This window comes from Nocardioides sp. GY 10127 (assembly GCF_004919085.1).
Lineage (GTDB): Bacteria > Actinomycetota > Actinomycetes > Propionibacteriales > Nocardioidaceae > Nocardioides.
Genome location: NZ_STGL01000009.1, coordinates 52314 through 72200, shown reverse-complemented (window position 1 = coordinate 72200; position 19887 = coordinate 52314). Strand labels below are relative to the sequence as shown.

The following is a 19887-nucleotide window of genomic DNA, read 5'->3' as shown; positions in this document are numbered from 1 at the left end:
GCTCACGCTCCTCGGGTGGAGGTCAGGAAGGCGGTCAGGGCGTTGACGCGGTGGCTGCGGACGGCCTCCTCGACCTCCTCGAGAGGCGCCTCGGCCTCGATGAGGTCGAGCAGGCGGTCGTGCTCCGCGACGGAGATGGCGGCGCGGCCGGGGACGGCGGTGAAGATCGAGTGCCGCATGGCGCCGAGGCGCTCCCACTCCCGCTGGACCAGCTCGAGCATCCGCGGGTTGGGACAGGGCCCGTAGAGGGTCCGGTGGAACTCCTGGTTGAGCTCGCTGAGCGCCCGGGGCGCGGCGTCGCCGACGCCGGCCCGCAGCCGCTCGTTGATCTCCCGCGCGGTGCGCAGGTCGTCCGGCGTGAGGTGGCGCGAGGCGAGGGCGGTGGCCGCGCTCTCCACGACGCTGATCACCTGCATGGCCCACCGGTACTGCTCGGCGTCCACCCTGGCCACGCGCGCGCCGACGTTGCGCTCGAAGGTGACGAGACCCTCGGCGGTGAGCTGGCGGATCGCCTCGCGGATCGGCACGACGCTCATGGAGAGCTGGTCGGCGAGGTCGGTCAGGACGAGCCGGTAGCCGGCGCCGAACGAGCCCGCGACGATCTGCGCGCGGATCCACTCGTACGCCTGCTGCGACTTGCTCAGTGCCGCGGCGGAGGAGACGCCGGGGGCGGGGGTGCTCATCGCGCGGCCCGCTCGGCCTCGTAGCGCGCCCGCCAGGCGGCGTTCATCGGGAACAGCCCGCGGACCGGGTGGCCGGCCCGCACCTGCTCGGCGATCCACGCGTCCTCGTCCTCCTGGGCGAGGGCCGCGTCGACGACCTCCTCGGCCAGCGCGGGCGGGATGACGATGACGCCGTCGTCGTCGCCGACGAGGATGTCTCCGGGCTGCACGGTGGTGCCGCCGCAGGCGATGGTGAGGTCGGCGTCCCACGCGACGTGCTTGCGGCCGAGGACGGCCGGGTGGGCCCCGACGGTGAAGACGGGGATGCCCACCTCGCCGACGGCCACGGCGTCGCGGACGCCGCCGTCGGTGACGATCGCGGCCGCGCCGCGGGCGTGGGCACGCAGCGCGAGGACGTCGCCGAGGGTGGCCGAGCCGGTCTCGCCGCGGGCCTCGATGACGATGACCTCACCCTCGGCGACCGAGTCGAAGGTGCGCTTCTGCGGGTTGTAGCCGCCGCCGTGGGCCTTGAAGAGGTCCTCGCGGCCGGGCACGAAGCGCAGGGTCCGGGCGGTCCCGACGAACCGGCGCCCGGCGACGAGCGGTCGCACGCCGTCCACCGTCACGTTGTCCAGGCCCTTCTTCCGCAGCTGCGCGGAGAGCCCGGCCACCGGGGCCTGCTCGAGCTTCTCGCGCAGCGCGGGGGTCAGCACGGGCGCGGGCGGCGCGACCGGCAGGGCACCCAGCGCGGGGTCGAAGGGGACGCTGCCCGCCTCGACGCGCGTGGTGAGGCGTCCGGACGTCGGGGTGCCGACCGCGTCGGGGGCGTCCACCTCGACCTCCACCAGGTCGCCGGGGTGCACCACGCACGAGCCCGCCGGGGTGCCGGTGAGCACGACGTCGCCGGGCTCCAGGGTGAGGTGCTGGGAGAGGTCGGCGACCAGCCGCGACAGCGTGAACACCAGCCCGTCGGTGGTGTCGGCCTGGCGGAGCTCGCCGTTGACCCAGGTGCGCACGCGCAGCACCGCGCCGGCCAGGGAGTCGGCCGGCAGCAGCACCGGCCCGAGCGGGGTGAACCCGTCGCGTCCCTTGGAGCGGACGAGCGAGCCGCCGTCGGCGACGCGCAGGTCGGCGAGGCCCAGGTCGTTGGCGGCGGTCACCCAGCCGACGTGCGACCACGCGTCCTCGAGGGAGACGTGCCGGGCGGTGGTGCCGATGACGAGGGCGATCTCGCCCTCGGCACGCAGGTGCTCGGTGCCGGCCGGGCGCTCGACGCTGCCGCCGGACAGGCCCAGCGAGCTGCCGGGCTTGAGGAAGTAGGAGGGCTGCGCCGGGTGGCGGCCGGTCTCGGCCGCCTTCGAGGCGTAGGAGGCGTGGACGGCGAGGATCTTGCCGGGCCGCGGCCAGGCCGCGTCGACGAGGACGGTGGTGGCCTCGTCGGCCTGAGTCGGGGGGGTCATCGGGGTGCTCCGCCTTCCATGGTCGTGCATCGTATACGAAATCGTGTCTGGTGTCCGGAGAAGTTGTGCGCCGGTTGTGCGCGGCGGCGGCACGGACGGCCGCTAGAGTGCGAGCGCCGACGCTCTCCGCCCCTCGCGCCGGTCGCGGGCCGCAGGTCCGCGCGGACGACGAGCAGGGGCCGAGCCCCCGGAGGGGAGGCCGACCTCGTGGCCAGCAAGGCCGAGCAGTGCTTCGAGATCCTCAAGGCGGGGATCATGGACGGCACCTACTCCCCCGGGCACCGCCTGGTCATCGACCAGCTGGTGCGGGCTCACGGCATCTCCTCGGTGCCGTGGCGCGAGTCCCTGCGACGGCTCGAGGCCGAGGGCTGGGTCGAGATCGTGCCGAACGTGGGCGCCCTCGTCCGCACCTTCGACACCGACGCCTGGGCCCGCGGCCTCAACCTGCTGGCCCGCATCGGCGGCTGGGCCACGGCGCTCTCCGCCCCGCACCTCTCGCCCGAGCAGCTCGCCGAGGCGCGCGGGCTCAACCGCGAGATGAACGAGGCGCTCGCCGCCTTCGACCCGGCCCGCTTCGGCCGGCTCAACCGCGACTTCCACCTGCTCCTGGCCTCGCGCTGCGGCGACGAGCGGCTGCTCGGCATGGTCCGCAACGAGTGGGCCCGGCTCGAGGTCATCCGTCGCTCGGCCTTCTGGTACGCCCCCGGACGCGCCCAGGCGGCCGTCGCCGAGCACGACAGCATCCTCGAGCTGATCGAGGCGGGCGCCGACCCGGCCGCCGTCGAGGCCGCCGCCCGGCAGCACGAGATCAACACCGTGGAGGCGGTCGCCCGTGCCGAGGGCGCCTCCCCCGGTGCTGCTGTGCCCGCCGGTGCGGGGCTCGACGTCGACCACGGCTGATCAGTCCGTCTGCTCGGCCCAGGCGCGGGCCAGGGCCGTCCCGTAGTCGCCCGCGTTCGGGTGGCGCAGGGTGGTGTGGACGTGGAAGCGCGCCGGGAGGCGGTTGGAGAGCCACACGCCCGCGTGGTGGTCGAGCTCGGCGATGACGACCGGGCTCTGCACGCGCAGGTAGAAGGGCTTGCTGCCGTCCGTGCCGCCGTACCAGGAGAACCAGGTCTCGCCGAGCTGGGCGTCGTAGTCGGCCATCGTGAGCGCCCGCTGGTCGTCGACCAGGAGGAGCAGGAAGTCCTCCACGACCGCGCGCACCAGGGCCTGCTGCTCGGCGTCCAGGTCGGCGACCCGGACGCCCTCGTAGGGGACGACCCGGTTGTCGCGGAACGCGCCGGCCACGTGCCGCTCGTCCGCGGGGTGGATGCGTCCCTCGGGCATCGCCTCGTCGAGCACCGAGTCGAAGACGACGGCCTGCTCGCGCTGCGCGGGCGTCAGCGACGCCACGAGCCGCAGGGCGGTCTCCTCGCGGGTCTCGAACAGCGGCGGCCGCTGCCCCTCGGTGAGCGCGGGCTCGGCGCCCAGGAAGACCGGCGCGATGACGTGCCGGCCGCCGACGGAGACGAAGTTGAGCGCGACGTGGTGGCCGAAGAGCTGCCAGCCCCAGGGGCGCAGCGGGTCCGGGTCGCCGAAGAGCGAGAACCAGTAGCTGCGGTTGTTCATGATCGTCGGCAGGTCGACGAGCTCGCCGAGGTAGCCGTTGAGGTCCATCGCCTCCACGACCCGCGCGTAGCCCGCGGGCGAGAGGGAGGCCTGCACGAGCGCCATCGCGGCGTCCTGCTTCTCGGTGTCGAGGTCCTCCAGGCGCAGGCCGTTGCGGTGGAAGACGAACTCGGGGTTGCTCCACCCGCGCCAGTCCGGGGCGTCGAAGGGGTACCGCAGCCGCTCCGCCTCCTCCGGGGAGAGGACGTCGAGCAGCGCCTCGGCCGCCTTGGCCTGCGTGGCGTCGGCGACCGGCTCGGCCGGCAGCGGGTAGACGCCCTCGAGGACGGTCCCGTCGCTGGTGAGGCCGACGAACGGCTCGGCGTACAGCCCGTCCCAGTACTCCAGCAGCTCCCGCAGGAACGGCGCCTGGTACCGGTCGGCCGTGAACTCCTCGTAGGACATGCCCCGCACGTCGGCGAGCATCGGGTCGTCCAGGTCGTGCAGGAAGGTGAGGTAGCTGCCCTCCGGCAGCTCGACGGCCTCCGCCCGGCCCGCGGTGCGGGCCGTGGTGAAGAAGCCGTCGATGTCCTCCTCGGGTGCGGACCCCATCGGGTCCTCCTCTCGGTCTGGTGCAGGTCTGTCAGGTGCGTGTGGATCAGGCACGCGTGGATCAGGTGCGGCGGGACCGCGGCGCCGGCCGGTGGCCGACGCCGCGGGGCCCTCGCGGGAGCAGCCTCAGATGGGCAGGTTGAACAGCCGCGCGGCGTTGCCGGAGAGGATCGCCTCGCGCTCGGCGTCCGTGACCTCGATGGTGTTCTTGAGGAAGTCCACGCCCTGGCTCATCCAGCCGTAGAAGACCGGGAACGAGGAGCCGAACATGTAGTGGTCGGCGCCGTTGACCTTGATCGCGCACTCGACCTGGTCCTTGCCCCACGAGTGGGGGTGGGTCATGTCGAAGTAGAGGTTGTTCTCGAGGTACTGCGCGATCTTGTCGCCGCCGGTCGGGTCGAGGCGGTTGATCGCCTCCTTCTTGTTCGACTGGTGCGGGGTCAGCAGCGCGGTGTTGGCGAACCAGTTGCCGCCGAACATCGTGTGCACGAACCGCAGGCCGGGCATCTTGTCGAACATGCCGCTGAAGAGCTCGCGGCCGACGGCCGTGGCCTGGTCGACGATGCGGCCGTACTCGCGGCGCAGGTTCTGGTAGTCGATGACCGACTTCCACTCCACCGGCAGCGGGGTGTGGTGGACGATCACGGGGATGTCGAGCTTCTCGATCACCTTGAGGTAGGGCTCGAACACCGGGTCGTCGAGGTAGAGCTGGCCGTAGTGGCAGGCGAGCTGGACGCCGACGGCGCCGAGCTCGCCGACGCAGCGCTCGAGCTCGTAGATGTTCTCCTTGCCGCCCCACGGCGGGACGCACGCGGTGGAGAAGAGCCGACCGTTCGAGCGCTTGACGATCTCGGAGGCGTTGTCGTTGACCTCGCGGCAGGTGTCGAGGCCCAGCCACTCCTGCCACACGGGCACGCGCATGATGCCGTAGTCGACGCCGGCGTCGTCCATGGCGGCGAGCTTGGCCTCGGCGGAGTAGTCGCCGTCGACGTAGTTGAGGTTCTGGTAGCCGGCGGGCTTCTCGAGGATGAGCTGCTGGCGGCCGTCCGCGATCTCCTCGACGCGGGCGATCTCGCCGAACCCGCGTGGGGCGCTGTCGAGGAAGCCGTTGAGAATCTTGGGGTTGCTGAAGAGGTCCTCGGGCAGGTGGTGGATGTTGATGTCGACCACGGTCATGACGGTGGTTCCTTCTCTCTTCGCTCGTTCTCGAGCCTGGGTGCTGGCGCTCGCGTCGTCGCGGCGTCGGGGAGGTGGTGACGACTGGTGGTGACGGCGGGTGGAGCTGCGGGTGGAGGCGGCCGGTGGGCCTAGCCCGCCGCGGCGCTGCGCTCGCGCAGGCGGCTGCGGGGGGCGTCGGTGTAGATCGCGGAGACGACGTCCTGAGGCATGATCTCGCCGGTCAGCTCCTCGCGGACGACGCCGTCGGAGAAGACGAGCACGCGGTCGCACAGCAGCGCGATCTCGTTCTCGTCCGAGCCCGCGACCACGACGGCCCGGCCCTCGGCGGCGGCCGCCCGGACGGCGGCGACGATGATCTGCCGGGCGCCGACGTCCACGGCCTGGGTGGGCTCGTGCAGGACCAGCAGGTCCGGGTCGGTGGCCAGCCACTTCGCCAGGAGCACCTTCTGCTGGTTGCCGCCGGAGAGGTTGCCGACGACCGCGTGCGGCAGCGGCGGACGGACGTCCAGCTTCTCGATCCACTCCTCGGCGCGCGTGCGCTCGGCGTGCGCCGCCAGCGGCAGGACGCCGGCGCGCGGCGCCGTCTGCGGGAACGCGATGTTCTCCGCCACGGTCATGGCGACCGCGAGGCCCGCGTGCTCGCGGCCCTCGGGGACGAGCGCCATGCCGGCGTCGACCGCCTTGGCCGGGGAGAGCTTCTTGACCCGCACCGGCCCGCGCGGCAGCGAGACCGTGCCCTCCGTCGCGGCGCTCACGCCGGTGAGCAGGTAGGGCACGTCGTCGTAGCCGGAGCCGCCGAGGCCGGTGAGGCCGAGGACCTCCCCGGGCCGGACGTCGAAGGAGACGTCACGGACGCGCAGGCCGGTGAGCCGGCGCACCTCGACGGGCTTCTCCTCGGTGCGGACGTGGGCCGGCTCGCGCTCCTCCAGGTCGGCCGCGTTGCGGCCGAGCATGAGGGAGGCCAGCCCCGGCTTGTCGAGGCCGGCGACCTCGCGGCCGGCGACGACCGCGCGGCCGTCACGCAGCACCGTCACGCGGTCGGCCGCGTCCACGACCTCCTCGAGGCGGTGGGTGATGAGCAGCGCGGCCGTGCCGGTCGCGACCACGCCGTCCAGCATGGCGAAGAACTGCTCGAGGGCATCGCGGCCCAGCGAGCGGGTGGACTCGTCGAAGATGATGAGCCCGGTGCCGGGCGAGATGTCCTGCAGCGCCCGGGCGATCGCGACGGTCGCCCGCTCGTCCTCGCGCAGGCTGCCGACCGGGACGTCGAGCGGGATGCGGCGGCCGAGGCGCTCGAAGACCGCCTCCGTCGCCGCCGCCTCGGCCTTCCAGTCGATGCGCCGCAGGAACCTCGAGCCGGTGAGTCGACCGACGCGCGCGTTCTCCAGCACGGTCGCGTCCTTGACCAGGCCGAGGCTCTGGTGCACGACGGCGACCCCGCGGGAGCGGGCCTCGTCCGGGCGGACCGGCAGCGAGAGGGCGTGGCCGTCCACGCTCACCCGGCTGCCGGCGTCCGGGCTGTAGAGGCCCGTGAGGATCTTGGCCACCGTCGACTTGCCGGAGCCGTTCTGGCCCACGAGCGCGTGGATCTCCCCGGGGCGGACGTCGAAGGCGACGTCGTGCAGCACCTGGGTGCGCCCGAAGGTGATGGACAGGTCCTCCACCGCCAGCCGCGGTGCCTGGGCACCGCGGCCGGCGGGGGTGGCGTCGGCCGACGAGGTCACTTCACGCCCCAGAGCTTCTCGAAGTCCTCGGGGAAGGTGGTCGGGCCGTACCACTCGCCCGAGGCCTCGGCGGCGTCGGTGAGGGTCACGTCGTCGATCGTGTCCCGCGTGAACAGGCGGACCGGGATCGTGTAGGTCGGCACGTCCATCCCGAGCATGAGCCGCATCGCGACGTCCGCGTCGGCCCAGCCGGAGAAGGCCGAGGCCTGGCCGGCGGCCGCGTAGAGGAAGTCGCCGCTCGCCAGCGCCTTGAGGCCGCTGAGCTGGACCGAGCCGGTGAGGCCCTTGATGTCGGTGCGCGACGTCTGCTGGACGCCGGCCTCGGTGGGCTGGAGGTACTGCTCGAACTGGGAGACCACGTAGGTGATCGAGGGGTCCTTGACCAGCGCGGCGCTCGTGGAGGGCGTGATGAGCGAGAAGTTCGCCGAGGACACCTCGTTGACGGTCACCTTGCAGCCGTCGCAGGAGTCGTCGTAGACCTTCTGGCCGGCGGCGACGAAGACCGCCGGCGCGGGGCCGTCGGTGCCCTGGTTGATGAGGACCTGGCCGGAGCCGTCGGAGTCCGCGATGACCCACTCGGCCAGCGCCTCCTGCATGGCCGAGCCGCTGGCCTCGATGTAGGCGAGGGTGTCGGAGGCCGGGTAGTCGTCGCTCGCGAGCTGGTTGGTGTTGACGATCGGGATGCCCGCGGCCTGCGCGTCGTCGAAGGCGTTGGCGGCCAGCGCGTAGGGGATCGCGTCGGTGATGATCGCGCCCGCCTTCGCCTCGGTGGCCTGGGTGACGCAGGCGCTCACGTCGGTCGGCGTGGCCTTGCCGTCGCAGACCTGGAGCGAGATGTCGACGGCGTCCAGCGCGTTCTTCAGCGCGGCCTGGGTGACGGCGAACTGCGGCGACTGCGAGGTGATCGGGATGTAGTAGATCGTCTCGCCGGCCAGGGAGGAGGCGTCGAGGCTCTCCGAGGGCAGGTCGTAGGAGTCGACCGGCTTGGTCAGGGCCTCGAGCTCGGCCGACATCGTGGAGTCGTCGGAGGCGCTGGAGGAGTCGTCGGCGCCGGAGTCGCTGCCGCAGGCGACGAGCGAGAGGCTGAGCGTGGTGAGCGCGACGGCCGCCACGGCGGCGCGGGCGAGGCCGGACTTCTTCGGCCTGGCGAGGTGGGTCATCGGAAGGGCCCTTTCTGGGTGCTTCAGCTGTGCGTCACGAGGGACGCGCGGTGACGGGTGGTGCTGGGTCGTGCTGAGACGTGCTGGGTGGAGCCGGTGGTGCGTGGTGCCGGGTGGAGCGACGGGACCGGACGTTCCGAGGGCGTCAGCGGGCCCGCTGGTGCAGGCGGGTCGAGAGGGTCACGGCGAGCACGAGGACGCCGCCGTAGAAGACGCTCGAGACCCAGGAGGTCGCGCCCAGCAGCTGGAGACCCAGCACGCCGGTGGCGAGGAAGTAGACGGCGATCCAGGTGCCCATGGGGTTGAACCGACCGGGCTGGAGGATCGCGGTGCCCAGGAACGTCGCCGCGAAGATCGGCAGCAGGTAGGCCTGGGAGGAGTTGGGGTCGAAGCCGCCGGTGGCCGCGGCGGAGATGACGCCGCCGAGGCCGGCGATGAGGCCCGCGGTGGTGAAGGCGCCCCAGCGCACGCGGGTGACGCGGACGCCGGCCAGGCGGGCGACCTCGCGGTTCTCCCCCACGAAGCGCAGGTTGCGGCCGAGCGGGGTGACCTGGAGGACGTAGGCGAAGCCGAGCATGAGGGCCAGGCCGTAGAAGAAGCTGATCGGGAGGCCCGCCACCTGCTGCAGGGCGATCATCTTGAAGTCGGACGGGAGCCCGCTCACCGGCATGAGGTCGGTGAGCCAGAGCGAGACGCCGAGCAGGAACGTCCCCATGCCCAGGGTGACGACGATGGTGTTGACCCCCATCTTCACCACCAGCCAGCCGTTGACGAACCCCACGGCGGTCGAGGCGACGACGGCGGCGAGCGCGGCGGACCAGACGCCCCACTCGTGCTGGACGTTGAGGACGGTGACGAGCACGGCGGCGAGGCCGAAGTTCGAGGCGACAGACATGTCGACGAACTCGCCCACGACGATCGTGCAGAGCAGGGCGGCGGTGAGGAACACCAGCGCCTGCTGGGAGCCGAAGACCACCTTGAAGGAGCCGGCGGTCAGGAAGGTCTCGGGCCGCAGGACGCCGTAGAGGACGGCCAGCAGCAGCCAGACACCGATGACGGCGAAGCGCGCGGCGAACCAGCCGGCGCCGCTGTGCGGGGACCGGGCGGGGGCGGGGGCCGGGTCGGGCTTGCCCGGCGGCGCGACGGCCGTGGCGGAGGACTGCTCGGACATGCGTGGGGCTCCTCTTCGCGAGAGCGGGAGTGGCGTGCGTGCGGGTCGGGCGTCGGGCGCCCGGGGCTGTTCCGGGTGGGTCCCGGGCGGTCAGCCCAGGGCCGGCGAGGAGCGTGACGGCGCTCACTCGGGACGATCGTGTACGAAACCATATATGCGATTTCCTGTGATGCAAGTCCCAGATTCGAGCCTGTCAAATCGTGCTTGAGATCGTACACGATCTGGCCTAGGGTCCCTCTGCGTCCGTCTCCGGGTGACCGCGGTCACCCGTGCACGGACGTCCGGAAGGCCCCGCCACGCGGGGCAGGAAGCGCCGAGCACCGCCCTCCGCGGTCGCCGGCACGCCTTCGCACGAGAGGACGACATGGCCACGAACGACCTGCTCAGCCGCGAGGTCTCCCACCCCGGGAGCACCCGCCGCGACCTCGAGTACACGGTGGACGGCGCGCTCATGCGCGGCCACGTGGTCGAGCCCGCCTCCACGCCCGAGGGGGCCACCGCCGTCCTCGTCCTCCCGGACGCCTACGGGGCCGGCGAGGACATGCTGGCTGTCGCCGACCGCCTGACCGCCCTCGGCCACCCCGTCCTCGTGGCGGACGTCTGGGGCGAGCGGGCCGAGCCCACGAGCCCCGAGGAGTTCGGCCCGATGATCGGCGGCCTGGCCGGCGACCGGGAGACGTGGCTCGCCCGCGTCCGCGCCGCCCGCGCCCAGCTCGACGAGCAGCCGGAGACCGCCGGGCGCCCCGTCTGCCTGCTGGGCTTCTGCTTCGGCGGCTCCGGCGCGCTGGAGTACCTGCGAACCGGCGGCGACGCGGACGGCGTCGTGAGCGTGCACGGCGGTCTGGACCTGCTCGCCGACGACTGGTCGGCGCACGGCAGCGCCAGCGTCCTGCTCTGCACCGGCGAGGAGGACCCGATGGCCACCGCCGCCCAGCGCGAGGCCCTCACCGGCTCCCTCGAGGACGCCGGCCTCGACTGGCAGCTGCACGTCTACAGCGACACGGTCCACGCCTTCACCAGCCCCCGGGCCGCGGCACACCCGCACCCCGGCGTCACCGCCTACTCCGCCCGCGCCACCGAGCGCTCCTGGGCCGCGCTCACCCAGCTCCTGGCCGAGCTCGACGCCTGACCCCGACCCGCACCACCCACCCGCACCACGGACAAGAACCGAGGACTCCCATGACCGACACCAGCCTCGACATCGCGATCATCGGCGCCGGCCCGGCCGGCCTGGCCGCCGCGCTGCGCCTGCACCAGCAGGGCTACTCCCCGACCATCTACGAGACCGTCCCCGAGCTCCAGCCGCTGGGCGTCGGCATCGACGTCAAGGTCTACGGCTCCAAGGAGATCGAGGAGCTCGGCCTGCTCGAGGAGTTCCGCACCATGTCGGTCGACGCCAAGGAGTCGATCTTCTACAACAAGTACGGCCAGGAGATCTACGCCGAGCTGTGCGGCGTCCACATGGGCTACCTGCACGAGCAGCGCTTCGTGCACCGCGGCTACCTGCAGATGCTCTTCTACCGCACCGTGCTGGAGCGGATGGGCGAGGACACCGTGGTCAACGGCCTGCGCTGCACCGGGTACACGAACACCCCCGACGGCCGCGTCACGCTCGACATGGTCGACCGCGAGGGCACCACCTCCCAGGTGACCGCCGACCTCGTCATCGCCGCCGACGGCATCAAGTCCGCGATCCGCACCCAGATGCACCCCGAGTCGTCCGACCCGGTCTACTCCGGCATCACCATGTGGCGCGGCACCACCCTCATGGAGCCCTTCGCCTCCGGCGGCACGATCCTGCACATCGGCGCCCCGCAGAGCTCCTCGATGATCGTCTACCCGATCGCGGAGAACTTCGAGGGCACCGGCAAGGTGCTGGTCAACTGGGTCGTCGAGGCCGTCCGCGACGAGACGGTCGAGGACTGGAACCAGCGCGGCACCGTCGAGGAGATCCTCGGCTACTACGACGACTGCGACCTCCCGTTCCTGGACGTCCAGGAGATGATGCGCAACGCCCGCGAGGTCTACCTCTTCCCGCTCATCCGGCACGACCCGCTGGAGACCTGGATCGACGGCCGCGTCGTGCTCATCGGCGACGCCGCGCACGCCATGTACCCGCGCGGCGGCAACGGCGCCTGCCAGGCCATCGTCGACGGTGGCGCGCTGGCCTCCGCGCTGGCCGCCACCGACGACGTCGACGCCGCGCTCAAGGCCTTCGAGTCGGCCCGCATCAACGTCGTCAACGGCATCGTCATGGCCCACCGCGGCGAGGGCTACGAGGTCATCCGCCGGATGGTCGAGGACCGCACCGAGGGCAAGCCCTTCAGCGACATCGAGGAGGTGCTGCCGATGGAGGAGGCGGACGCCATCTTCAGCAAGTACCACTCCCTCGTGGGCCAGCCGCGCCCCGGCTACGAGGCCGGCGACACCACCGGCTTCCGCACCGAGTACGCCGCCGCCACCCGCTGAGGCCCGCCCCGCATGGACCTCGGTCTCACCGGCCGCACCGCCTTCGTCGCGGCCTCCTCCCAGGGCCTCGGGCTCGCCTGCGCGCGCTCGCTGGCCCGGGAGGGGGCGCACGTCTGGCTCAACGGTCGCGACGAGAAGAAGCTCGCGGACGCCGCGGCGCGGCTGCGCGCCGAGCTGCCGGGCGCGGTGGTGGCCCACGTGGCCGCCGACCTCGTCACGGACGCCGGGCGCGCGGCCATCCTCGAGGCGGTGCCGGCGGCCGACGTCCTGGTCACCAACAACGCGGGGCCGCGGCCCGGCGCGCTGGAGGACTGGGACGCCGAGGCCCTGCGCGGGGCGGTGGACGCCACGCTCGTGCCCGCCGTCGAGCTCATCCGAGCCTACGTGCCCGGGATGCGCGAGCGGCGGTTCGGCCGGATCGTCAACATCACCTCCGCGATGGTGAAGAGCCCGGCCGCCGACATGGGCCTGTCCACGTCGGCCCGCGCGGCGCTCACCGCCATCGCCAAGTCGGTGAGCAAGGCGGTCGCGATCGACAACGTCACCGTCAACAACCTGCTGCCCGAGCGGATCGACTCCCCCCGCCAGGAGTTCATGATCCAGCGCCGGATGGCGGCCGAGGGCGTCGACCACGCCGAGGCCCGCCGCCGCATCGCCTCCACCATCGCCGCCGGTCGCCTCGGCACCCCCGAGGAGTTCGGGGACGCCTGCGCCTACCTGTGCTCGGCGCAGGCGGGCTACGTCTCCGGCCAGAACCTCCAGCTCGACGGCGGCTCCTACGAAGGACTGATCTGATGCCCACCCCCACCTCCACCTCACCCGGCCCCGTCGTGGTGGCCGACGAGGCCGTGCGCGCCGAGGTCCTGGCCGTCGAGGCCGCCCGGCGCAAGGCGCTGCTCGAGGTCGACCTCGAGACCCTGGACGACCTCTACGACGAGAGCCTCGTGCACGTCCACGCTCCCGGACTCACCCACGACAAGGCGCAGCTCATGGAGCACGTCGCCACCCGGCAGGCCTACCTCGACATGACCCGCGGCCCCCTCCTGGTGCGGCTCGTCGGCGACGTGGCGATCGTGACCGGCCGGATCGTCAACCGGCTCTCCAGCCCCGACGGCACCGAGCGGATCGTCGCCGGCCCCGCCATCCAGGTGCTGCGCCGCTGCGAGGACGGCCGCTGGCGCTTCCTCAGCTTCCAGATGACCCCGGACGGCGAGCACATCTGGCCGCCCACCGAGTCCGAGCTCGCCTCGATGGCCGCCGAGCGCGGCGACGAGCCCGACAGCACCCCGACCGACAGCAGCACCGACACCACCGAGGACGCCTCATGAAGATCGCCCGTTTCCACCTCCCCGACGGCCCCAGCCGCCTCGGCCGCGTCGAGGGCGACGAGGTCGTCGACGTCACCAGCGTCCTCGGGACGTCGCTGCGCGCTGTCCTGCCCGTGCTCGACGGCCTGCTGCCCGAGGCCCAGGCCTGCGTCGGCGCCCGCTACGCGCTCGACGAGGTCGTCCTCGAGGCGCCGATCGACTCCCCGCAGAAGTACCTCGGCATCGGCATGAACTACGCCGCGCACGCCGAGGAGGCGCGCGCCGCCGGCATCCCGGTGCCGACCTCGCAGATGTGGTTCAACAAGCAGGTCAGCTGCATCGTCGGCCCGCACGAGAACATCGTGAAGCCGGACCTCTCCGACGAGCTCGACTACGAGATCGAGCTCGGGGTCGTCATCGGCCAGCGGTGCAAGGACGTCAAGGCCGCCGACGCCCGCTCCGTCATCGCCGGCTACGTCGTCACCAACGACGTCTCGGTGCGCGACTGGCTGGCCAAGCGCTCGCCCACGTTCACCCTGGGCAAGTCGTTCGACACCCACGGCCCCATGGGCCCGTGGCTGACCACCGACGACGAGGTCGCCGACCCGCTGGACCTGCAGATGCAGCTCACGGTCAACGGCGAGATCCGCCAGGACTGGCGCACCGACGACATGATCTACGACATCTACGAGCAGATCGAGTACCTGACCCAGGTCTTCACGCTCATGCCCGGTGACGTCCTGGCGACCGGCACGCCGGCCGGCATCGGCGCCCCCACCGGCAACTTCCTCAAGGTCGGGGACGTCGTCCGCGCCGAGATCGAGGGCCTGGGGGTCATCGAGAACCGCGTGGTCGCCCAGCAGCCGGACAGCGCGTCCTGATGCCCCGCCGCAGCCTGTCCCTCCCGGGGTTCTCGCACGCCAACCCCATCCCCGTCGCGGCGGTGATCGACCGGGTCCTCGCGACCGGGATGATCACCGGCCGCGACCCGGGGACCCACGAGATGCCGCCCGACCTGGCCACGCAGGTGCACCACGTGTTCGGCCACGTCCGGGCGGTCCTCGAGGCCGCCGGCGGCGGCCCGGAGGACCTGTTGCGGATGACCGTCCACCTCGCCGACCCGACCGACCGGGTCGCGCTCAACGAGGAGTGGACGGCGATGTTCCCCGACCCCGACGACCGGCCGGCCCGCATGGTCCTGCCGGCCGCCACCGGCAGCCCGACGCTGGTCTTCTGCGACCTGCTCGCGGTGCTGCCGGGCTGAGCCCGCTCCCCTCCCGACGTCCGCCCACCGAAGCGAGGACCCGCATGACCGCCACCGACACCCGCCCCGAGACCACCGCCCCGGCGACGTCCGGGGGCCTGACCTACCAGGCGCCGCAGACCATCCGGCAGATGCTCTTCGCCACCTGGGCGCTGCTCGACTCCCTGGACCCCGCGCTGCGGGCCCAGGCGATCAGCCCCGACATGGAGGACCCGCGCCGCGTCGACTGGGACTTCATCCCCAAGCCCGACCGCGCCGGGGTGCCGCTGTCCAAGCTCGTCGGCCACCAGCGCACCCTGGCCCAGACGCTGATCAAGACGGGCCTCTCCATGCGCGGCTACAGCCAGGTGCTCTCGGTGATGGCCACCGAGAACCTGCTGCGGGAGATGGAGGTCGTCGAGCGACGCTTCGGCGTGCTGGCCGGCGACTTCCGCGACCCCGACGGCTACTGGCTCAGCTTCTTCGGCCGCCCCGCGTTCGAGGACACCTGGGGCTGGCGCATCGCCGGCCACCACCTCTCGCTCAGCTTCACGGTGGTCGCCCAGCGCTTCCTCACCATCACCCCGTTCGCGATGGGCGCCATGCCGATCCCGGCCGGCGTCCTGGACCCCCTGGGCCTCAACGGGCGGATGGCCTTCGACCTGCTCGGCTCCCTCAGCGAGGACGCTCGCGCGGCCGCCCACGTGCACGACGTGGCCCCGGCCGACTTCGTGACCCGGCAGGTGCCGCGCGTCGGTGCGGAGGAGTGGTCGGACAACGTCGACCTCGGCATCCCCGGCTACATCATCTCCGACGAGGACCGTCGCAAGCTGGCCTTCGTCCAGGCCGCGCCCTCGGGCCTGCGGGGCTCGGACATGACCGGCGACCAGCTCACGGCCGCCCGCGAGCTGCTGCTGCGCTACGTCGAGACCGGGCCGGACGAGCTCACCGCGCAGTACCGGCGCGACGTCCTCGCGGGCGACCCCTCGAAGCTGGTCTTCGCCTGGGCCGGCGGGCTCGCCCCGGACACCGCGCACTACTACCGCGTCTCCACCGAGCACCTGCTGCTCGAGGCCGACAACGCCGTGGCGGCGGGCCAGCACGTGCACACCGTGTGGCGCGACCTCGCCAACGACCTGGGCGGCGACCTGCTGGTCGACCACTACGCCCGGCACGACCACGGCGGGGCCCACCTGCAGCGGCGGCTGGTCTCCAACCGTCCGACGGAGGACTCCCCGCTCGTCACCGACTCCTGGTACGCCCCGGAGCCCTACGCGGTGAAGCCCAACCCCGTCACGCTCGCCCGCGGGCAGTGACACGCAGGACGCCGCGGAGCAGACATGTCTGCTCCGCGGCGTCCTGACCGGGTGATCTGCCGCCCGCGGGCGTCAGACCCTGAAGCTCCCGACCGCGCCGCGCAGCTCCTCGGCCATGCGGGCGACCTCGTCGACCGCGGTGCGGCTCTGCGAGAGCGCCTCGGTGGTGCCGTGGGCCGCCTGCGAGACGCCGCTGATGTTCTCGGCGATCTGCGAGGAGCCGGCCGAGGCCTGCGCGACGTTGCGCAGCATCTCCTCGGTGGTGGCCGACTGCTCCTCGACCGCCGAGGCGATCGTCATCTGGTACTCGTTGATCGAGCCGATGATGTCGGAGATCTCGCCGATGGCGGCGACGGCGCCGCCGGTGTCGGCCTGGATGGCCTGGACGCGGCCGATGATGTCCTCGGTGGCCCGGGCGGTCTCCTGCGCGAGCTCCTTGACCTCGTTCGCGACGACGGCGAAGCCCTTGCCGGCCTCGCCGGCACGGGCGGCCTCGATGGTGGCGTTGAGGGCCAGCAGGTTGGTCTGCTCGGCGATCGAGGAGATCGTCTGGATGACCTCGCCGATCTCCTGGCTGGAGACGCCCAGCTTGGAGATGGTGGCGTTGGTGCTCTCGACCATCTGGACGGCGTTGGCGGCGACGCGGGAGGCGTCGGTGGCCGAGGCGGCGATCTCGCGGATCGAGGCGCCCATCTCCTCCGCGCCGGAGGCCACGGTGGAGACGTTGCGGGAGATGTCGTCGGCGGCCTGGCTCACGACGTTGGCCTGGACCGCGGTCTCCTCGGCGCCGGCGGCGATCTGCGTGGACGAGGCGGAGAGCTCCTCGGAGGAGACGGCGAGGGCGCCGGAGGACTCCGAGACCGTCGTCATGAGGGAGCGCAGCTTCTCCGAGGCGTCGTCGAGGGCGGCCGCCATGCTGCCGATCTCGTCGCGGGTGGACAGGCCCGAGGTGGCGGTGAGGTCACCGCCCGCCAGGGCGTCGGCGACCCGCCGGACCGAGGCCACGTCGGAGAGCACCCGGCGCAGGACGAGGGTGGTGATGGCCAGGGCCACGCCGATGCCCAGCAGCAGGACGATGATCGTGAGGTTCCGCATGGAGGCCGTGGTCGCGTCCGCGTCGTCCGCGGCGGTGGCGGCGTCGGTGGCGACGATCTCGGTGAGCTGCTGGAGGCCCTGGACCGCATTGCCGAAGTGCGGGTTCTGGTCGGGCTGCGCCGCGATCAGCCAGTCCTCGTACTGGTTGGCCAGCGCCAGCGGCGCCAGCACCTCGTCGTTGTAGGCCAGGCCGGCCTCGAGCTCGCTCGTCACCGTGTCGAGCTGGCCCGTGACCTCGGCGCCGAGGCCGAGGGCCGCGAGCGACGCGGCGTTCTCCTGGTAGGAGGCGTAGAGGGTCTTGATGGAGTCGAGGCTCTCCTGCGTGCTGGCCCGGTCGGGCTGGAGCGCGGACTCGCGCAGCGCGATGCCGATCTCCTCGACGTCCGTGATCGCCTTGGCGGTGAGGATGCCCGCCTGGACGTTCTCCTCGTACATGGTCTGCGTGGTGGCGGCGGCCGTGCTCAGGTTGACCATGCCGAGCACGCCGACGCCCACGGCCACGACGGCCAGGGTGACGACGACGGCGAGCAGCTTCGTCCGCAGACCGAGGTCGGCGAGGCCGGCGAAGGCGGAACGGCCCCGGCTGCCCGCGTCCGCGCGGGAGGACAGGGGGAGGGAGACGGGCACGGACGTCAACGGATCACCTCGGAGGTCGGGCGCACACGGGCGCTGGCGGCACGGAGCAGGAGCTCCGCCGAGGTGTTGCTCGGCATCCGCGGCGCCCACCTGAGGAGTCCGGGCCGCGCCCACCACCCGCGGGGCCTCACCGGGAAGGGCTCAGGACCTGCTCAGACGTGGGCGGGGAGGGTGAACCGGAAGCTCTTGGACCAGCCGTCCTCGTCGCGGATGTCGATCTGGCCACCGTGGCGCTCGACGATGCGCCGGCAGATGGCCAGCCCCACGCCGGTGCCGGAGGCGACCCGCGCGCCGTCGGTGCCGCGCCGGAAGATCTCGAAGACGAGCTCTCGCTCCTCCTCGGGGATCGGGACGCCGCGGTCCGCGAGCCGGAGCTCCACCATGCCGGTGCCGGTCATCTCTCCGTGCAGGGCGAGGTCGACCGGCCCGTCGCCCGGGGTGTACTTCACCGCGTTCTCGACGAGGTTGGTGAGGAGCCGGTCGATCAGGTGGTCGTCCGCGTCGACCACGGCGGGGCCGTTGACGTCGAGGTTCACGGCGCGGCCGGTGGTGACCGAGGCCGCGTCGGCCAGGGCCCGCACGGACTCGGCCAGGTCGATCCGGGTCGGCTCCGGGTCGACGGCGCCGACCTCCTGGAGGTCGAGCAGGTCGTCGACCAGCGCCATGCCCCGGTCGGTGGCCGCCCGGACGCGCTCCTCCACCCGGGCCCGCGACTCCTCGCTGGAGGCGACCTCGAGCATCTGCATCCCGATCCTGATCGCGCTGAGCGGCCCCCGCAGGTCGTGCACCGCGGCGGAGGTGAAGTCGCGCAGGTCGCGGTTGGCGATGCGCAGCTCCTCGGTGAGCGCCGAGAGCTGGTCCAGCGCCTCCGCGGCGGCCAGACGCGCCTCCTCGGCCTCGGTCGTCGCGGCCTCGGCGGCCGCCCGGGCGTGCTCGGCCTCGGCCCGGCGGACGTCGGAGTCCCGCAGCCACGCGCCGGCACCCCAGACGAGCGCTCCGCTCGCGAGCGAGACGAACGTGACGATGCACGCGACGACGAAGCCCGGCCCGGCCCCCTGCCGCATGGCCCAGACGCCCACCCAGCCCGTCGCCAGCGGGACCAGCAGGATCACGGGCAGCAGCGTCCGGGCGAGTCGGCCGCCCGTCGTCCTGGAGCGCGCGAGCCGGATGAACCCGACGTCACCCGTCGCGAGGACCAGCGCCAGGCCCTGGAGCAGGATGCCGGCGGCCGTGTGCAGGGCCAGCGTCTGGAAGTAGCCCACGCTGTAGAGGTCCGAGCGGCCGAACGCGTAGCCGGAGAGGCCCATCAGCCCGATGGCGACGCCCGCGATGGCGGCTCCGTGCGCGAAGGCCCGGCGCCCGCCCACGAGCAGGGCCAGCGACCCGGCCAGCGTCAGGTGCGCGACGGCGGTGATGCCGGACATCCGGCCGCCGTTCTGCGCCATGTCACCCAGGAACGTGAACGGGTAGTCCACCTGCTCCAGCTCGCAGACGAACGCGGTCCCCGCGATCACCACGACGAGGCCGACGGCGACGAGCGCGACGGCCGCGGCAGCGCGCGGGGTGGGCAGCTTCGTCTTGAAGACCGCGGTGCCGAGCCCGAGGAGCACGAAGTCGGTGGCCGTGGCGGGCTGCATCGCCACCAGGGAGGGGAGGACGTGGGTGAGGGCGTCGAGCCCCAGCGCCCACCCCAGCAGGACGACGAGGCCCAGGAACGCCGTGGTCAGGGAGAGCACGATGGCGGGACGGGCCAGCGGCCCCACCGGCTCGGCGCTCGCGCCGCCGGTCGGCGTGCCTGCGGTACCCGTCACCCCACCAGGGTCCCGCATCCACGGCCCGAGGGCCATGGCGGGGTCAGGACGTCTTGATGCCGCAGTGCCGACGCAGGAGGTCGGAGAGCACGGCGAGGTCCTTGACGGAGACGTCCGCGCCGGTCCGCGGCAGGGCCGACCAGACGTGCACGGGCACCTCGGGCCGGCTGTAGGCCAGGTGGTCGCGCACCTCGCGCCCGTCGATGCCCGGCAGCCGGAGGTCGGCGATCACCAGGTCCGGCACCGAGCCCGTCGTGATCGCCATGAGGGCCGCGTCCCCGGTGCTCGCCTCGTGAACCCGCACGCCGACGTCCTCCAGCCGCAGCCGGACCATGGCGCGGAAGTCGGCGTCGTCGTCGACGACGAGGACGGACGGCGAGGACATCGGTGGTTCCTTCGGCAGACGGGACCGGCCCACCGCCACGGGGCGGTCGACAGGAGGGGATGGTGCC

18 protein-coding genes are annotated in these 19887 nt (G+C 72.7%); 8 read left to right on the top strand and 10 right to left on the bottom strand.

All coding sequences use genetic code 11. From position 1 onward, the window contains the following. Window positions 1–2 precede the first annotated feature (2 nt). Both E8D37_RS17055 and E8D37_RS17050 read right to left on the bottom strand, forming a co-directional pair. Window positions 3–683: a GntR family transcriptional regulator gene (locus E8D37_RS17055; protein WP_136571035.1), complete on the bottom strand. Its 681-nt coding sequence runs from the start codon at window positions 681–683 to the stop codon at window positions 3–5. Then, window positions 680–2122 (bottom strand): fumarylacetoacetate hydrolase family protein, encoded by a 1443-nt coding sequence (locus tag E8D37_RS17050; RefSeq protein ID WP_136571034.1) that lies wholly within the window; start codon window positions 2120–2122, stop codon window positions 680–682. The genes E8D37_RS17055 and E8D37_RS17050 overlap by 4 nt, the downstream gene beginning before the upstream one ends. A gap of 207 nt (window positions 2123–2329) precedes the next feature. Here E8D37_RS17050 and E8D37_RS17045 point away from each other — a divergent pair, with 207 nt between their 5' ends. Beyond that, the gene (locus E8D37_RS17045) at window positions 2330–3022 is read left to right on the top strand and encodes a GntR family transcriptional regulator (protein ID WP_136571033.1); all 693 of its coding nucleotides are present in this window, start codon (window positions 2330–2332) and stop codon (window positions 3020–3022) included. On the opposite strand, the gene E8D37_RS17040 is transcribed toward E8D37_RS17045, so the two are convergent. The 5 genes from E8D37_RS17040 to E8D37_RS17020 form a co-directional block, all read right to left on the bottom strand. After that, complete coding sequence (locus E8D37_RS17040; protein WP_136571032.1) at window positions 3023–4324, bottom strand: DUF3500 domain-containing protein; 1302 nt, start codon at window positions 4322–4324, stop codon at window positions 3023–3025. A gap of 126 nt (window positions 4325–4450) precedes the next feature. Continuing rightward, window positions 4451–5500 (bottom strand): amidohydrolase family protein, encoded by a 1050-nt coding sequence (locus E8D37_RS17035; RefSeq protein WP_136571031.1) that lies wholly within the window; start codon window positions 5498–5500, stop codon window positions 4451–4453. Between the two features lie 131 nt (window positions 5501–5631). Further along, window positions 5632–7227 carry a sugar ABC transporter ATP-binding protein gene (locus E8D37_RS17030; protein WP_136571030.1) on the bottom strand — a complete coding sequence of 532 codons (1596 nt, stop codon included), beginning with the start codon at window positions 7225–7227 and terminating at the stop codon, window positions 5632–5634. Then, window positions 7224–8387, bottom strand: coding sequence for a substrate-binding domain-containing protein (locus E8D37_RS17025; protein ID WP_136571029.1), 1164 nt, complete (start codon window positions 8385–8387; stop codon window positions 7224–7226). The genes E8D37_RS17030 and E8D37_RS17025 overlap by 4 nt, the downstream gene beginning before the upstream one ends. Before the next feature lie 145 nt (window positions 8388–8532). Then, window positions 8533–9558, bottom strand: coding sequence for an ABC transporter permease (locus E8D37_RS17020; RefSeq protein WP_136571028.1), 1026 nt, complete (start codon window positions 9556–9558; stop codon window positions 8533–8535). 364 nt (window positions 9559–9922) lie between these two features. Between E8D37_RS17020 and E8D37_RS17015 the strand changes: the two genes are divergently transcribed. From E8D37_RS17015 to E8D37_RS16985, 7 genes are read left to right on the top strand one after another with little or no spacing between them, the layout of a single operon-like run. Continuing rightward, complete coding sequence (locus E8D37_RS17015; RefSeq protein ID WP_136571027.1) at window positions 9923–10687, top strand: dienelactone hydrolase family protein; 765 nt, start codon at window positions 9923–9925, stop codon at window positions 10685–10687. Between the two features lie 50 nt (window positions 10688–10737). After that, window positions 10738–12027 (top strand): FAD-dependent monooxygenase, encoded by a 1290-nt coding sequence (locus E8D37_RS17010; RefSeq protein ID WP_136571026.1) that lies wholly within the window; start codon window positions 10738–10740, stop codon window positions 12025–12027. A gap of 12 nt (window positions 12028–12039) precedes the next feature. Next, the gene (locus E8D37_RS17005; protein ID WP_136571025.1) at window positions 12040–12822 is read left to right on the top strand and encodes an SDR family oxidoreductase; all 783 of its coding nucleotides are present in this window, start codon (window positions 12040–12042) and stop codon (window positions 12820–12822) included. Continuing rightward, window positions 12822–13355: a nuclear transport factor 2 family protein gene (locus E8D37_RS17000; protein WP_136571024.1), complete on the top strand. Its 534-nt coding sequence runs from the start codon at window positions 12822–12824 to the stop codon at window positions 13353–13355. Before E8D37_RS17005 ends, E8D37_RS17000 begins: the two co-directional genes overlap by 1 nt. Next, window positions 13352–14215, top strand: coding sequence for a fumarylacetoacetate hydrolase family protein (locus E8D37_RS16995; RefSeq protein WP_136571023.1), 864 nt, complete (start codon window positions 13352–13354; stop codon window positions 14213–14215). The genes E8D37_RS17000 and E8D37_RS16995 overlap by 4 nt, the downstream gene beginning before the upstream one ends. Continuing rightward, window positions 14215–14598 (top strand): RidA family protein, encoded by a 384-nt coding sequence (locus E8D37_RS16990; protein ID WP_136571022.1) that lies wholly within the window; start codon window positions 14215–14217, stop codon window positions 14596–14598. The genes E8D37_RS16995 and E8D37_RS16990 overlap by 1 nt, the downstream gene beginning before the upstream one ends. A gap of 44 nt (window positions 14599–14642) precedes the next feature. Next, window positions 14643–15893, top strand: a complete 1251-nt coding sequence (locus E8D37_RS16985) for a DUF3500 domain-containing protein (RefSeq protein WP_136571021.1) — start codon at window positions 14643–14645, stop codon at window positions 15891–15893. Between the two features lie 72 nt (window positions 15894–15965). Here E8D37_RS16985 and E8D37_RS16980 read toward each other — a convergent pair whose 3' ends face one another. The 3 genes from E8D37_RS16980 to E8D37_RS16970 form a co-directional block, all read right to left on the bottom strand. Next, window positions 15966–17615, bottom strand: a complete 1650-nt coding sequence (locus E8D37_RS16980; RefSeq protein WP_240770521.1) for a methyl-accepting chemotaxis protein — start codon at window positions 17613–17615, stop codon at window positions 15966–15968. 161 nt (window positions 17616–17776) lie between these two features. Then, entirely contained in the window at window positions 17777–19435 is a 1659-nt protein-coding gene (locus E8D37_RS16975) for a HAMP domain-containing sensor histidine kinase (protein WP_136571020.1), read from the bottom strand. Between the two features lie 43 nt (window positions 19436–19478). Next, window positions 19479–19820, bottom strand: a complete 342-nt coding sequence (locus E8D37_RS16970; RefSeq protein WP_136571019.1) for a response regulator — start codon at window positions 19818–19820, stop codon at window positions 19479–19481. Window positions 19821–19887 lie beyond the last annotated feature (67 nt).

Excerpts from the sequence above, each read along its gene's own strand:
- E8D37_RS17055 (WP_136571035.1), bottom strand. The coding sequence starts at position 683 with ATGAGCACCCCCGCCCCCGGCGTCTCCTCCGCCGCGGCACTGAGCAAG.
- E8D37_RS17050 (WP_136571034.1), bottom strand. The coding sequence starts at position 2,122 with ATGACCCCCCCGACTCAGGCCGACGAGGCCACCACCGTCCTCGTCGAC.
- E8D37_RS17040 (WP_136571032.1), bottom strand. The coding sequence starts at position 4,324 with ATGGGGTCCGCACCCGAGGAGGACATCGACGGCTTCTTCACCACGGCC.
- E8D37_RS17035 (WP_136571031.1), bottom strand. The coding sequence starts at position 5,500 with ATGACCGTGGTCGACATCAACATCCACCACCTGCCCGAGGACCTCTTC.
- E8D37_RS17025 (WP_136571029.1), bottom strand. The coding sequence starts at position 8,387 with ATGACCCACCTCGCCAGGCCGAAGAAGTCCGGCCTCGCCCGCGCCGCC.
- E8D37_RS17020 (WP_136571028.1), bottom strand. The coding sequence starts at position 9,558 with ATGTCCGAGCAGTCCTCCGCCACGGCCGTCGCGCCGCCGGGCAAGCCC.
- E8D37_RS17015 (WP_136571027.1), top strand. The coding sequence starts at position 9,923 with ATGGCCACGAACGACCTGCTCAGCCGCGAGGTCTCCCACCCCGGGAGC.
- E8D37_RS17010 (WP_136571026.1), top strand. The coding sequence starts at position 10,738 with ATGACCGACACCAGCCTCGACATCGCGATCATCGGCGCCGGCCCGGCC.
- E8D37_RS17005 (WP_136571025.1), top strand. The coding sequence starts at position 12,040 with ATGGACCTCGGTCTCACCGGCCGCACCGCCTTCGTCGCGGCCTCCTCC.
- E8D37_RS17000 (WP_136571024.1), top strand. The coding sequence starts at position 12,822 with ATGCCCACCCCCACCTCCACCTCACCCGGCCCCGTCGTGGTGGCCGAC.
- E8D37_RS16995 (WP_136571023.1), top strand. The coding sequence starts at position 13,352 with ATGAAGATCGCCCGTTTCCACCTCCCCGACGGCCCCAGCCGCCTCGGC.
- E8D37_RS16990 (WP_136571022.1), top strand. The coding sequence starts at position 14,215 with ATGCCCCGCCGCAGCCTGTCCCTCCCGGGGTTCTCGCACGCCAACCCC.
- E8D37_RS16985 (WP_136571021.1), top strand. The coding sequence starts at position 14,643 with ATGACCGCCACCGACACCCGCCCCGAGACCACCGCCCCGGCGACGTCC.
- E8D37_RS16970 (WP_136571019.1), bottom strand. The coding sequence starts at position 19,820 with ATGTCCTCGCCGTCCGTCCTCGTCGTCGACGACGACGCCGACTTCCGC.